Annotated in this window: 13 protein-coding genes; 6 read left to right on the top strand and 7 right to left on the bottom strand. The window is 64.5% G+C overall.

From position 1 onward, the window contains the following. Positions 1-243: 243 nt before the first annotated feature. The 7 genes from G4O04_09525 to G4O04_09555 all read right to left on the bottom strand — a co-directional run bounded on the left by G4O04_09525 (position 244) and on the right by G4O04_09555 (position 5,798). Positions 244-720, bottom strand: a complete 477-nt coding sequence (locus G4O04_09525) for a hypothetical protein (GenBank protein HEY58754.1) — start codon at positions 718-720, stop codon at positions 244-246. A gap of 378 nt (positions 721-1,098) precedes the next feature. Continuing rightward, positions 1,099-1,557, bottom strand: coding sequence for a GNAT family N-acetyltransferase (locus G4O04_09530; protein HEY58755.1), 459 nt, complete (start codon positions 1,555-1,557; stop codon positions 1,099-1,101). Beyond that, a complete protein-coding gene (locus G4O04_09535; protein ID HEY58756.1) occupies positions 1,541-2,464 on the bottom strand; it encodes an SPFH/Band 7/PHB domain protein in 924 nt (307 codons plus the stop codon). Before G4O04_09535 ends, G4O04_09530 begins: the two co-directional genes overlap by 17 nt. Positions 2,465-2,506: 42 nt before the next feature. Next, entirely contained in the window at positions 2,507-3,145 is a 639-nt protein-coding gene (locus tag G4O04_09540; GenBank protein HEY58757.1) for a hypothetical protein, read from the bottom strand. 157 nt (positions 3,146-3,302) lie between these two features. Further along, positions 3,303-4,007, bottom strand: coding sequence for a LysM peptidoglycan-binding domain-containing protein (locus tag G4O04_09545; protein ID HEY58758.1), 705 nt, complete (start codon positions 4,005-4,007; stop codon positions 3,303-3,305). A gap of 82 nt (positions 4,008-4,089) precedes the next feature. Then, complete coding sequence (locus tag G4O04_09550; protein ID HEY58759.1) at positions 4,090-5,331, bottom strand: SH3 domain-containing protein; 1,242 nt, start codon at positions 5,329-5,331, stop codon at positions 4,090-4,092. Further along, the gene (locus G4O04_09555; protein HEY58760.1) at positions 5,328-5,798 is read right to left on the bottom strand and encodes an ATPase P; all 471 of its coding nucleotides are present in this window, start codon (positions 5,796-5,798) and stop codon (positions 5,328-5,330) included. The genes G4O04_09550 and G4O04_09555 overlap by 4 nt, the downstream gene beginning before the upstream one ends. Before the next feature lie 65 nt (positions 5,799-5,863). On the opposite strand from G4O04_09555, the gene G4O04_09560 reads away from it, so the two are divergent. From G4O04_09560 to G4O04_09585, 6 genes are all read left to right on the top strand, one after another. Next, positions 5,864-6,868 (top strand): hypothetical protein, encoded by a 1,005-nt coding sequence (locus tag G4O04_09560; protein HEY58761.1) that lies wholly within the window; start codon positions 5,864-5,866, stop codon positions 6,866-6,868. Positions 6,869-6,958: 90 nt separating this feature from the next. Continuing rightward, entirely contained in the window at positions 6,959-8,014 is a 1,056-nt protein-coding gene (locus G4O04_09565; GenBank protein HEY58762.1) for a BMP family ABC transporter substrate-binding protein, read from the top strand. Positions 8,015-8,715: 701 nt separating this feature from the next. After that, positions 8,716-11,007, top strand: a complete 2,292-nt coding sequence (locus G4O04_09570; protein ID HEY58763.1) for a signal peptidase I — start codon at positions 8,716-8,718, stop codon at positions 11,005-11,007. Then, positions 11,007-11,597: a calcium-binding protein gene (locus tag G4O04_09575; protein ID HEY58764.1), complete on the top strand. Its 591-nt coding sequence runs from the start codon at positions 11,007-11,009 to the stop codon at positions 11,595-11,597. Before G4O04_09570 ends, G4O04_09575 begins: the two co-directional genes overlap by 1 nt. A 174-nt stretch (positions 11,598-11,771) precedes the next feature. Beyond that, entirely contained in the window at positions 11,772-12,884 is a 1,113-nt protein-coding gene (locus G4O04_09580) for an ABC transporter permease (protein ID HEY58765.1), read from the top strand. A 9-nt stretch (positions 12,885-12,893) separates the two neighbouring features. Further along, the coding region (locus G4O04_09585) for an ABC transporter permease (GenBank protein ID HEY58766.1) at positions 12,894-13,514 on the top strand (621 nt) is incomplete at its 3' end.

The raw sequence follows: 13,514 nt of genomic DNA on the forward strand, positions 1-13,514 counted from the left end.
GGGGCTAATCTGATAACTCTTTAGGTTCCGCTAAATGAGTGGCAGAGGGGCAAAGCCACATAGCCGGCCAAACGGCTGGGGCACTTTGACAAGACAATGAAGCGGCCCAGAGGCAGCGGTCAGGCGGTTTTCTGAGCCGCCTGGCGCCGCCGGGCCGCTGCCCCTTTGGGCAGATGGCCTGTGGCCGAGGCTTTTTTCCGCATTCGCTCTGGCAAAAAGGGGGTGCACTGGGAAAAACCCGGCTCAAGAGCGCCCGGCGTAGGCGCCCAGGGGGATGTTTTGGATGCTGGTCCCAAAATCCGGTGGGGCGCACCGGCAAGGTGGCGGCCGGGAATCTCTGGACCGAACCCGCCGGCAGGCCGGTTCCGGCAGCCGATGGCGGCTCTCTTCTGCCCAGACGAACCGGCGATGGGCGCTCACCATGGGCTTGGCCGCCAAAGGGATCTGCTCCACCGGCCGGCGATCCTGGTACAGGGCCTTGACCTCCCGCGGTGCCCACGGCAGGTCAGTGGGCAGCAGCCAGGGGTGGTCGTAGATCGCGATGACCCGGAGCGTGGCCTGCTGAGGGCTGGGCACGGCGCCGGGCAGCGCCAGGTTGTCCCAGATTTGGGTGCGGAATTCGCGTCCCTCTTCAACCCAGGTGCCCCCCTGGTCGGGCGGTGTGGCGGCGATGGGGCGGTCTTTGTAGGGCGCACCAGGGGCCGCACCAGCGCCCCCCACTTCGGCGGTGGTCCTTGCCCGGCTTTACCGAACTCAGTTCTCTGAGCCGCTCCATGCTTCGGGTGATCGACGAAAGCCGAACGGGCTGTGCCACCCACATCTTTATGGTGAACCCCTAGCAGGGGGCTCTGGTCCCTTCGCTGCGCGATGTGCTGGTCGGGATGCACGAGGACCCTCAGGGCCCAAGGCTGTTGCAATCCTTGTGCGCCTGGGGCGGTGGGGCCCCACTGAGGATTTGGGGATGATTCCCAGGATCCTCGAAGGGGTTTCCTGAGAGCAAAGAGGCTCCACCTCACAAACAACGAGGTGGAGCCTCTTTCCTTCTCTAATGCGGGGGAAGATTGGACGACGCCCCACCCGATTTGGGTGGGAGCCTTCTCAACCTCGGGGCGGTTTTTCCATCACCAGGGCGTCGCTGCGGTCAACATAGTAACGGGGCCATACGGCAATGGGGCGGTACCCTGCCGTGCGATACAGGCGGATGGCCGGGAGGTTATCGCGTCGCACGGTGAGGCGAATGGGGAGCGATGCTGGAAGGCGGGCCTCGCAGGCTTCCAGCAATGCCCGCCCGATGCCCCGCCGTCGGTGGCTGGCAGCCACCGCCAGGGTGGCAATCCATCCCACGCCGTGGCGCACCTCGCCGGCCACGAAGCCGAGCATACGGTGCTCCTCATCCACGGCCTTGAGCCGCACCACCCCCGGCCATCCGAGCACAGCGATCAGGTCCAGCAAGGGCCAGGCGTCGCGGGCAAAGGCTTCCCGTTCCAGCCGCCACAGGGCCGGCAGGTCGCGCGGGGAAGCGTTGAGGATGGAAAAGGGACTACTGGGCGCTGCCACCTTCGGTGCCGCCGCCTTCACTGGAGCGGTACTTGATGAAGTCTTGCAACAGTCCGGTGAACTCCATCGGGAAGATGAACTTGGTGGCCGGTCCGCTGCCCATGGCCTTCAGGGTTTCGAAGTATTGCAGAGTCATGGTCTTGGGGTCCACCGTCTGGGCCACGTGATAGATGCGTTCCAGGGCCTTGGCGAAGCCCTCGGCGCGCAGGATTTGTGCCTGGCGTTCGCCCTCGGCCTTGAGGATGGCGGCTTGCTTTTCGCCCTCGGCTTTGAGGATGGCGGCCTGCTTCTCGCCTTCGGCCACATTGATGGCGGCTTCCTTCTGACCCAGGGACTCGGTGACCTGGGCGCGCCGGTTGCGCTCCGCCGACATCTGGCGGTTCATCGCCTCTTGGATTTCGCGTGGCGGCACGATTTCGCGGATTTCCACATTGGTCACCTTGACGCCCCAGCGCTCGGTGACCTCATCCAGGCGGGTGCGCAGCATGTTGTTGATGTGCTCACGCTCGGAGAGCACATCGTCCAGCAAGATGCCACCCACCACGGCGCGTAGCGTGGTTGTGGCCATGCCCTGGGCTGCGGTCTCGAAGTTGCCTACCTGGAGCACGCTTTGCTCGGCGTCGAGCACCCTGTAGTACCAGATGAAATCCACGGCAATGGCGGCATTGTCTTTGGTGATGCAGGTTTGGTGGGGGATCTCCCGCACCTGTTCCCGCAAATCGACACGAATGCCCCGATCGATGAACGGGATCAGAAACACCAGACCCGGCCCTTTGGCGCCCATGCTGCGGCCCAGACGAAAGACCACCAGCCGTTGATATTCGGGGACGATGCGAATGGCGCTGACCAGCAGCAACACGACCAGTAAAAACAGCACCCCGAAGGTGCACATTAGAGTCGTCACCATAGAGACCTCCTCCTGTGATGACTGAAGGGAACGGCGAACCGATTACAAGGCGCGAGGGGGCGAGCCTTCCCCGGTGGGAGCGTTGTCCACCGGCTCGACGAGCAGGATGAACCCTTCGCGTCCAATAACCCGCACTTTGCGGCCCGGCGGGACGGTCTGGGCGCTGCGTGCGCTCCACATTTCCCCCTCCACATAAACGGAGCCTTCGAGGTGGACTTCGGTGCGCGTCTCGCCAATTTGCCCGATGAGGCGGTCCAGCGAATGCACGGGGGGCTTCTCGCGCCAGGCGCGCAGGCCAGCCCGAACCCCGAACCAGAAGTACGCCCCCAACAGGGCCGAGGCGCTGAAGGCCAGCGCCGGGTGAACGGCTGTGCCCCCCTGGGGCGCTCGAAAGAGGAAGACCGAGCCACCGATGAGGCCCAGGGCGCTGAGCAGCAGCCAGCCCCATTGCCCTCGCCGGACGAACACGGGCACGATGAGCGCCCCCAGGCCCAGGGCCAGGGCGAGCAGCGCCCAGAGGTTGATGCTCAGATGGAGGGCCGCGTAGCCCGCCAGCACCCCGGCTGCCAGGGCGCCGATTTCCAGCAGGCCGGTCCCCGGTACCAACACGGCCAGGGTGGCCAGGAAGATGGTCAGCACCAGGAGCAGATAGGCGATATTGGGGTCAAACAGCACGCTCATGGCAGCGCTTCTCCTTGGGTCTAGGCGGGCCTGAATTGATTATACAGGAAAACGGGGCGCCGGAAGCGCCCTTTTGAGGGTTCCTGCCTCCTCCCAGGCCAAAAAAGAACGGGCCGAAGGTGCCCCTCGGCCCGTGGCGAACCTGCTGGTTTGCGGTTCAGGGGATGTGGAGGGTTTGCCCCGGGGTCAACGGCGTGTTGACCGAGATGCCGTTGGCCGCGGCAATGGCTTCGGGAGAGACATCACCGTAGTAGCAGGCGATGGAGTAGATGGTGTCGCCCACGCGCACGGTGTAGGTATCGGGATGCGGATGCCAGGCCCGGTTGCCGGGGAAGGGCGGCGCGTTTTGCGGGATGGTCAGCACGGTACCCGGATAGACGACCTGCCCCCGGCTCAGGCCGTTGACGGCCAGCAGGGTGTTCGGGTCAATGTTGAACCGCCGCGCCAGGCAGTAGGGGTATTCCCCTTTGTGAAGGGTGTAGGAGGAAGGCACGGTGATCGTGGGTATCCCGGCCGTGGTGGGCACGGGGGTGGCCGTGGGGGGCTGAGGCTTTGGGGTGGGTGTGGTGCCCCCGGCAGGGATGGAGGTGGGCGTATCCACGGCACCACCACCGGCTTCTGGCCCTAAGGTTTGCATCATCATGGTCGCCACGGCTGCAGCGGTGGCGGTGGGGGCGTTCATCGCGCCGGCCCCTGCACCTGGCCTGCCACCCACAGGCGTGGGAAAGCCTCCGCCCAAGGTTTCAGGCGCGGCCAGAGTGGGTGTCGGCGGCAAGGCCGTCGTGGCCGAGCGGGTGCAGCCAACCAGAGCCAGCAAAACGAGACTAAGCCCTAAGGCGAGGAAGATCCCCTTGTTGTTCATGGCGACTCCTTTCTCCAGAACCTCCCTGGACTGAGTTCATGTTAGCATAATTTGCAAATGGTGTCAATTTGCCCGCCGGGCGTTACCAGTTGGGCGCGGGGGTGACCACGATGAGCAGGCGTTGCACAACCCATCCTGTGATGTCTTCGGAGGGTACATAGATTTTGGCCCACAGATGGCCGTCGGCTTCATGGCCAATCTCAAGGATAATCACCTTGGTGCCGTTGAGGGCCCCGCCCACGGAAGGCTGGTCGAATCCCGGCGCCTGGCGGATGATCACGCCATTGGCCTGATCGGTGTATACGATGGCGACGATGGGGGTCGGCGTTGGGCTGGGCACCGTGACCGTGGGAGTGGGTGAAGGGCTCGGTGAGGGGGTCACGGTTGCCGTGGGCGGAAGGATGGCGGTGGGGGTAGGCGTGTGGGTGGGGAGGACAGGAGGCGCAGGAACGGTGCCGGCCACGGTCGAGGGAAGGGTCGGTGAGGGCGAAGGGCGGTTGGGGAGCAAGGCCTCGGGAGAAGCCGTTGGGCTGGCGGAGAGTGGAAGGGTGCCTGCCTGCGGCCAGGCCAGCCACCCGGCGCCCACCGTGACCAGCGCCAAACCGGCCATGCCCAGGAGAAAGAAGGCCTGACGGGCAGGGCGTAGCCCCAACGCCCAGGCCACGGCCACACTCAACCACACCGCCAGAAGCAAATGCAGACCAAAGGCCGCCAGTGCCCCCTGCCAGAGGGCTGGCCGGCCGCCGGTGAGGCCGAAGCCGGCGGCGGTCAGAGGCAGCCAGAGGGTGTAGGCCAGCGCCACACCCGGTAGCGCCGCGCGTTGCGGCGCGCGCACGAGCGCCCAGGTGCCCCAAAGAGTGCCGACGCTCAACAGCAGGGCGGCGCCCCATCCCGGTGCGACCACGCGTGTGGCGTAGGCCAGCCGATGCTGAGGGAAGGCCAGGGAGGCCAGCCCGCCCAGCAAACCGATGCCGAAAGTCACCAGGCCGCCCACGCCTAAGGCGCCGAGCACCTGCCCCAAGTAGCCCCATACCCCGCTGAACAGCCCCAAACCCAGGCCGAGCACGGGCCCCAGGAAGGGGGCGGCCAGAGCGCCCAGCACCAGTCCGGCGGGCAGGTCGGCCAGCAAGGCCCAATTCCACACCAGGGCAGCCAGGGCGATTTGCAGGAAGAACCACGCCGAGGGAACGGCCCGCCGGGCCGCCGCGGCCAGCAGCGCGCTGTGCTCGTCTTCCCCGGCGGGGGGAAGCCAGCGCCGACGCTGACGGGGGCGGCGCCGGAAGGAGGGAGCCGGTGAGGGTTGGGCTTCGGCAGGTGGGGTCATCGGCGCAGACTCGCAATCAGACGCACGGGATGTTCGAGCAGGTCCAGCGCGATATGGATGTCGGGCACCACCAGATCGGCGGCCAGCAAGGTTTCCACCGCGGTCCCCTCCGGAGAGAGGACGCAAATGCCCATGGCCGCCTCGCGGAGCATCAGGGCGTCGTTGGCGCCCTGGCCGATGGCGACCACGGTCTCGCGCCCCAGCCGACGCACATAACCGGCTTTCTGGGCCCCTTCGTCGCCGGGGGTGACGCGCAGGGCCTCAATGCCCAGTTGGCGGTCGATGCGCGCTTGTTTCCCGTAGGTGTCGGCTGTCAAGAGATGTAAGGTGAGGCGGTCGCGTAGCCGACGCAGCCGCAGAATGAGCCCTTCGATCAATTCGCCGTCCACGGCCAGGGTGCCGTTGACATCACAGACCAGGTGTTTCAGGCGAATTTCGCCACGACCGGGGATGCGGAGGGCAATCATGTTCCAATTATACGCCGAGTTTTCCTTATAGTACAATGGGTGCACTTTTCGTACCAGGAGCGCTTATGCGGATACGTGGATGGATGGGTTGGTTGCTGCCGGTTGGGGGGCTGCTGTTGGTCGCCTGTGGCGGTGGACGAACCGCCCCGACGCCGACGGTGCTGGCTTCGGCCACAGCGACCGTTGTGCCCACCCCAATCCCCCTGCCCACCCGGACCCCTACGGCCACACCGGCCCCCGTGGGAGTGGTGCTGGCGCCGGAGGGTGCTGCTCCGCTATGGCGTCAGGCGGCCATGGGTGCGATACGCGCCCTGGCGGCGACCCAGGGCTGGAAGGTGGCCGAGGTGGGGGTGCTGGAGCAGGTGCCCACGGGTGCGCGTCTCGTGCTGGCGTTGCCCCCAACGAACGGCCTGGCGGTGGCCCAGGCCTGGCCCGGGATGCCGGTGGTGGTGCTGGAGCCTTTGCCCGAAAACGCCCCGCCCAACCTGTTCAGCCTGGATATGTCCCCATACACCCCTGAGCGGCTGGCATTCGCCGCCGGTTATCTGGCCGCTTTGCACGCGCCCGATTACCGTGTGGGCGCGCTTTTCCTGCAGGGAGACGATTTGGAAAAGCGGGTGGAGGCTTTCATCCGCGGCGTGACCTACTATTGCGGCCTGTGTCGTCCGGCTTTCCCTCCTCATAAAAGTTATCCTGTGTGGGCCAGGCTGCCGCCGGAGGCCGAGCCCGGGTTGTGGCAGAGCGCCGGGCAGGCCCTGGCCCAGGAGCATGGGGTCAACCTGGTGTATGTGGAATCCTGGCCCGCGGCGCAGGCGTTGCTGGGCGCGGAAGCGCCCCAGAGCTGGCACATCCTTGGGGTGGGGCCCAATCCCTCAAGTCCGGGAGAGGGACATTTGGCGGCCGGCGTGGATTGGGTGGGGAGCTTGCAGGCGTTGTGGGAGCAGGGCGTGCAGCAGGGTAAGGTTTCCTCCTTGGTACCGCCCTTTGTGGTCCAGGGGACGACGCCGGGACATCGCCACTGGGCTCAGCAGGTTCTGCAGTGCCTTTGGGAGGGCCGGATTTCACCATGAAACGGCAGGCTTTCACTTGTCAAAGCGTTCATCAGCGGCTATACTAAGGGCGGATGAATCCCGCAAGACTCTCTCTCAAGGAGGAGCAAGATGAAACGACTGTACTGGCTGGTGGCTGTTTTGGTTTTGGTCGCGATGGTGCTCAGCGCCTGCGGTCAGAAGACCGAGCAGCCGAAACAGGTAGACTGCGGCAGCGCGGAGGTGTTCTGCGTTGGCCTGGTCACCGATGTGGGCGAAGTTGACGACAAGTCCTTCAACCAGTCCGCCTGGGAAGGCGTGAAGATGGCGAAGGAGAAGGGCGTCGCCGATCAGATCGATTACATCGAGACCAAGGACGCCAAGGACTACGAGGCCAACATCGAACTCTTCGCCCAGAAGGGCTACGATGTCATCGTCACCGTGGGCTTTGCCCTGGGTGAGGCCACCAACAACATGGCCAAGAAGTACCCCAACATCAAGTTTATCGGTGTGGACCAGTTCCAGGTTTGGGCGGTGGATGATGACCCGAACAACGACCTGCCCAATGTGGCGGGCCTGATCTTCCACGAGGATCAGGCGGGCTTCCTGGCCGGTGCGTTGGCGGCCATGCTCTCCAAGAGCGGCACCATCGCCGCCGTGTTGGGCACCGACCTGGTGCCGCCAGTGGTGGCCTTCAAGGAGGGTTACGAGGCCGGCGCGAAATACATCAACCCGGACATCAAGGTCATCGCCACCTATCACCCCGGCGGCCTGGATGTGGCCTTCACCGACCCCGAGTGGGGCGCGGCCACGGCTAAGCAGGCCATCGACCAGGGCGCGGATGTAGTCTTCGGCGCGGGCGGTAAGACCGGCAACGGCGCCATCATCGAGGTGGCACAGCACCCCGGCGTGTACTGCATCGGTGTGGACACCGACCAGTGGGAGACCGTGCCTGAGGCGCGCCCCTGCCTGGTCAGCAGCGCCATGAAGTTGATCACCCCGGGTGTGTTCGACCTGATTCAGAAGGCCAAGTCCGGCGACTTCCCCGCCGGGAATTATTTCGGTGAAGTTGGCCTGGCGCCCTTCCATGACTTCGACAGTAAGGTCCCGCAGGAAGTGAAGGACAAACTGAACGAGATCCGCCAGGGTTTGCTCAACGGCACCATTGACACTGGATACAAGCCGTAAAATCCACCTTTTGTGCAAGGGCGTGGGCTTTGGCTCACGCCCTTGTGGTTTCTAAGGGCGGCGATTTCGCCGGAGAGAGTCGGCTGTCCAAGGGCCGGCGCTGCCCTGTCTGTAACCTTTCTCCCCATTTGCAATGTTTTTGCAATGTTTTGGGCTGCAGAGCAAAGGTATAATATAAATGTCCTCTTTTTTGACAAAATTCTATGTTTGGAGGGCTTATGTTTATCCAGAAGCGTTTGCGCACCTTTGCAGGAGTTTTGTTGGCTTTGGTGCTGGCCGCGGCGGCCTACGGCTTTGCGGCGGAGAATTAAGGTACCCAATAGCCGGGCCGGCGATGGGTGGGGAACGGTATCGGGATATAAGGTGAGTAACGTGAAATATACGCTAGCTAGCGTTCCGTCCCAGGTGGCCGGTGTGTCTTTTGATCTTGACGGTTCGGCGACCTCGGTGTACGCTGCCGTAGGCGATAATACTGGTACCTGGACCTGGTCCGGGGCCTGTTCAAGTACCGGGAACAACGGGAGCAATGGGATTACTAGTTGGAAGTGCAACTTCAGTTCACCTTTTCCTGTGCTCAATATATACCATTTGCGCGTCGTGGCCACCGGCCCATGAGTTGAGTGAAAGCAAACGAGGGTTGGGGTGGGAGAGGCAGCGCGTTGAGGTAACGGCTCCCTCTCCCGCTTTTTTGTTTTGACGCCATGACCAGGTGGCCGCTGTGGGCGCGCTGGGCGTTGGGGAGCGTGACGGTTTTCCTCCTCGCCGTGGGGTTGTGGGTGTGGTGGGCTCCCTTGCCCCTGGGCGGGGATATGGCTTACATCGTCCTCACGGGCAACAGCATGAGCCCGCGCTTTCGCAAGGGGGATCTGGTGATCACCCGCCGGGCCAGCATATACCGTGTGGGTGATATCGTCGCCTATCGGCACCCCCAAGTCGGGTATGTGTTCCACCGCATTGTGGAGGTGGATGCCGAGGGTCGTTTTGTGTTGCAGGGGGACCACAACGCCTGGCGCGATGCTTATCATCCGAAGCCGGACGAAGTGGTGGGCCGCTTGGTGGGACACATTCGGGGTGGCGGTACGGTTTTGTTGTGGTTGCGGCAGCCCTGGGTGTTGGCTTCGCTGACGGCCTTGTTGGTGTGGGTCTTTGTTTTGCGACAGGGCCCGCATGGGGAACGCAAGGCAACCTCCCGCGGGACGGGGAGCATGATGCGAATGGATCGTTGGATGGCCTGGTTGATGGGGAGTGCAGGGGCGTTGTTGGTGGGGGTGTTGTTGGGCGTGCCGGCTTTTACGCGCCCCGTTGCGCTGCCGGTGGAAGAGCGCATCCCTTATCGCCATGAGGTGGTGTTTTCCTACACGGCCCCGGCCATCCCCCAGGTGTACGACGCCGACAAGGTGCGCCCGGGAGAGCCGGTGTTCCACCAGTTGACGGGGAGCATGGTTGTCGAGGCCAGCTATCGTCTGGAGAGCCAGGCTCCGGTGCAGAACATTCAGGGACTCTATCGTCTGGTGGCGCAGGTGCGTGACGGGCGGGGGTGGCAACGCACGGTGGAACTCGTCCCGGAGACGGCTTTCGATACCTCAGAAGTGGATGTTCGGTCATCTCTGGACCTGAACACCATTCAAAGGTTCATCGACCTTTTGGAAGAGCGCACGGGCGTCACCCGCAGCGCCTATCAGGTGGTGGTCTTTCTGGACCTGGAGGTGCGGGCTCAGGTGGCCGGCCGGGCGTTGCACGATCGCTGGCAGCCGGCCTTGCATTTCGGCTGGGATCGCTGGGAGTTGTATATGACCAATCCGGGGGCGAACCCGATGAGCGGCCCGCAGGATCCCCTGCGCCCCGTGCTCGATGGCCAGTTGACTTATCAGCGGCTTGCCACGAATACGCTGATGGTGCTGGGCCACCCGTTGCCCGTGGCCACGGCACGAGGCCTGGCGGTGGCGCTATTCCTCCTGGGGCTTGGAAGCGGGGGAGCCTTGCTGTGGCAGATGAACCGGGTGTTGGAAGAGGGCGATCCGTTGCGCCAGATGCGTTGGCTGGTCGGCCCCCGGTTGATGGCAGCGCGAAGCCTGCCGCCGGCCGAACCAGCCTGGATCGAGGTGGGCGAGACGGAAGCCCTGGCCCGTCTGGCCGACCAGAATCAGGAGACGGTCTTCTATCTGGAAGAGGGCTCCTGGGTGCACTTTTGGGTGGCTCTGCCCAGCGGGGTGTATCATCGGCTCGTGCCGCGGCAGGTTGTGGAGGTGGAAGCCCGGCCCGCGGAGGAGCGAGGCCTGGCGTTGTGGCCCTGGACGGCCCGGCGGCAGGTCAAAAAGGGGCTGGTGGGCGTGCTGGAAGGTTGGGCCCGGGCGGTGGGGCGCCTGTATGGCGACGAGGAACACAGCCAGCGGGTGGTTGACCTGGCCGTCCGCCTGGCCCGTCGCTTGGGTGTCCGTGGGCGGGCGTTGGAGCACCTCTACTGGGGCGCTTTGGTGCACGATTTGGGCCTGGTCGAGGTGCCGGTGGAGGTGTTGCGCAAACCGGGAGCCCTATCCCCGCATGAAAGACATCTGGTGCGGGAGCATCCCCGGCGCTTGCGGGAATACCTGGGGGCCGTGCCGCAACTCGCCGCGGCGGTGGAAATCGCCACCCATCACCACGAGCGCTGGGACGGCAACGGTTACCCCGACGGTCTGCAGGGGGAGGCCATCCCCCTGGGCTCCCGCATTTTGGCCGTGGCAGAGGCCTACGATGCGTTGACGCACGAACGGCCTTATCGCCCGGCGTGGTCGCCGGAGGAGGCGCTGCGCTACCTGGAAGAGCAGGCCGAGGCAGCCTTCGACCGCCGGGTGGTCGCCGCTCTGGCCGAGGTGCTCCGCGAGGAAGGTGTGCTCCCCAACGGGTCGCAGGAGGAAGGCGAAACAGTGGCCTCCGGCCCGGATGGCGCAGGGGCCGAGGAACCCGCGTCGAGCCCGCCGTCCGCACGCCCTTCGACGGAGGAGGAGGCTTGATGGGCGGCTTGTGGTGGCTTTGGCGATGGCGGTGGCCCTTGTCGGGGCGAGGGCTGAGGCGCTGGCTCCTGGCCTGGGTGGTCCTGTTGCTTTGGCTGGGCAGCATGACGGCGCAGGCGGCCAGCAACGCCTTGCCTTCCCCCGCGGGGCGGCTGGACGACCGGGTGTTGCCGGTGGACATCAACCAGTTCAAGCCGCCGGAGTGTGCCGGGATCACGGTCAGCAATCTCTTTGTGGCCAGCGCTTCGGACGGGATCGTCTTTGGCACGGCGGGCAACGATTTGATCCTGGGGACGGCGGGTGTGGATTGGTTGAATGGGCAGGGCGGTGACGATTGCATTGTGGGCGGCGCTGGCGATGATGGCCTGATCATCATCCCTTTGCTGAACGGTGGCGCGGGCGACGATGTGATTTTGGGCGGCCCGGGCAATGACATCATCGAGGGCGCCAACGGGAACGATGCGTTGTATGGCCAGGGAGGGAATGACATCCTTTTCGGCAGTGCAGGAGCGGATTATCTGAACGGTGGCAACGGCGCTGATTATTGCGATGGAGGTACGGGAGCCAATACGGTGGTCAATTGTCCGTAGGCTCTCCGGAGCGCGGCGCGCTGTTCCCCTGCGGGGTGGAATAGAGGCGGGCGGCTGGTGCACCTTCTGGAAATGTGCGGTTGAGATTTGGCCTTTCGGCCAGGGAGCCTGTGGTAAAATGAGCGCCGGTCATTCCCATGGCTGATTGGTCATCTCAGCAAATCTGAGGGAAGGATGAGCGAACAGATTCACCAGGTGTCTGGTTGGGAGAGCAGGCTGCGCCGTGTTTGGCGGGCGGTTAGTGTTCCCTTGGGTGCGGTGCTCCTGGCGCTGCTCATTGGGGCGATCATTCTGGCGATCTCGGGTGCCTCCCCCTGGCAGGCTTATGCGGCGTTGCTCAAGGGGTCCTTTGGTAGCACCGAGGCGCTCCGCCGCACATTGGAAAAGGCCACGCCCCTGGTCTTCAGCGGCCTGGCGGTGGCCTTTGCGTTTAAGGCGGGGTTGTTCAACATCGGCGCGCAGGGGCAGTTGTTGCTAGGCGCCATCACTTCAGCCGTGGTGGGCTTTTCCATTCACGGTTTGCCGCCGGTGCTCCATGCTTCGCTGGCCTTGCTGGCCGGGGCCATCGTGGGGGGGCTCTACGGGGCGCTGCCCGGTGCGCTGAAGACGTTTTCGGGGGCGCACGAGGTCATCACCACCATCATGCTCAACTACATCGCCATCAACCTGACCGATTACCTGGCCGACGGCCCACTGAAGGACACCTCGCCGGGCAATATCGTGGCCCGCACGCCCATGATTCTGGATTCAGCGCGGTTGCCCACCTGGGGCTGGCTGCCCGCCGGCTTCGTCCTGGCGCTGGTGTTGTCCGTGGTGCTCTGGTGGATCCTCTGGCATACCACGCTGGGCTTTGAGATCCGCACGGTGGGCCTGAACCCTCACGCGGCCCGATACGCCGGGATGAAGGTGGCCTGGACGGTCATCCTTACCATGACCCTCTCGGGTTTGCTGGCCGGTTTGGGCGGCGCGGTGGAGACCCAGGGCGTGGTGGGGCGTTACCAGCCGGGCTTCAATGTGGGCCTGGGGTTCGACGGCATCACCATCGCCCTGCTGGGCAAGACGCACCCCATCGGCGTCATCCCAGCGGCGTTGCTCGTGGGTGCCATGAAGGCGGGTTCCAGCCAGATGCAGTTCGACGCCCATGTGGCCAAGGAAATCACCGATGTCATTCAGGCGCTCATCCTGTTCTTTGTGGCGGCGGATGCCATCGTGCGCTGGCTGGTGCGCCAGCGGGCGGAGATCGGCGAAGAAAAAGTCACCCTCAGCACGGGCTGGGGTTCACACTGAGGTAGCCCTATGGTGAACGCGACACTGGTGAACAATCGACGCTTCTGGCGCCAGTGGGGTCTCTGGCTGGCCTTTGGTTTGCTGCTCCTCATTGGCCTGGGCGTGGCCTATGGCCGCAATCCGCGGGTGACGGAGGCGGTATTGGCCTCGACGCTGCGGCAATCGGTGCCTCTGGTTCTGGGCGCATTGTGTGGTCTGATGGGCGAGCGGGCTGGGGTGATCAACATCGGCATCGAAGGGCAGATGTTGCTCGCCGCCTTCATGGGGTTCCTGGTCAATGTGTGGTCGGGCAACCTCTTCCTGGCCGTGATGGCGGGGGTGTTGGTGGGGGCCCTGCTCGGCTTGTTGCTGGCCTTCATGTCCGTCACGCTGAAAATCGACCAGATCATCGGCGGCACGGTGATCAACATCCTGGCCCTGGGCCTCACGGGCTATTTCTACCAGGTGGGGCTGAGCACCAAAGGGAAGTTGCAGCCCATTCCGCTGGGTAAGTTGGCCGATTTGCCCCTCGTCGGCCCGGTGCTGTTCAACAACCCGCCCATCACCTACGCGGCCATCGTCTTGGTCTTTGTGGTGCACTTCCTCCTGTTCCACACGCCCTGGGGCCTGCGCACCCGCGCCGTGGGCGAA

The organism is Anaerolineae bacterium (genome assembly GCA_011176535.1).
Taxonomy (GTDB): Bacteria; Chloroflexota; Anaerolineae; order Anaerolineales; family DRMV01; genus DUEP01.

Bases quoted from the DNA above. Each gene is read 5' to 3' on its own strand.
- G4O04_09535 (HEY58756.1), bottom strand. From the start codon at position 2,464: ATGGTGACGACTCTAATGTGCACCTTCGGGGTGCTGTTTTTACTGGTC.
- G4O04_09540 (HEY58757.1), bottom strand. From the start codon at position 3,145: ATGAGCGTGCTGTTTGACCCCAATATCGCCTATCTGCTCCTGGTGCTG.
- G4O04_09545 (HEY58758.1), bottom strand. From the start codon at position 4,007: ATGAACAACAAGGGGATCTTCCTCGCCTTAGGGCTTAGTCTCGTTTTG.
- G4O04_09550 (HEY58759.1), bottom strand. From the start codon at position 5,331: ATGACCCCACCTGCCGAAGCCCAACCCTCACCGGCTCCCTCCTTCCGG.
- G4O04_09555 (HEY58760.1), bottom strand. From the start codon at position 5,798: ATGATTGCCCTCCGCATCCCCGGTCGTGGCGAAATTCGCCTGAAACAC.
- G4O04_09560 (HEY58761.1), top strand. From the start codon at position 5,864: ATGCGGATACGTGGATGGATGGGTTGGTTGCTGCCGGTTGGGGGGCTG.
- G4O04_09565 (HEY58762.1), top strand. From the start codon at position 6,959: ATGAAACGACTGTACTGGCTGGTGGCTGTTTTGGTTTTGGTCGCGATG.
- G4O04_09570 (HEY58763.1), top strand. From the start codon at position 8,716: ATGACCAGGTGGCCGCTGTGGGCGCGCTGGGCGTTGGGGAGCGTGACG.
- G4O04_09575 (HEY58764.1), top strand. From the start codon at position 11,007: ATGGGCGGCTTGTGGTGGCTTTGGCGATGGCGGTGGCCCTTGTCGGGG.
- G4O04_09580 (HEY58765.1), top strand. From the start codon at position 11,772: ATGAGCGAACAGATTCACCAGGTGTCTGGTTGGGAGAGCAGGCTGCGC.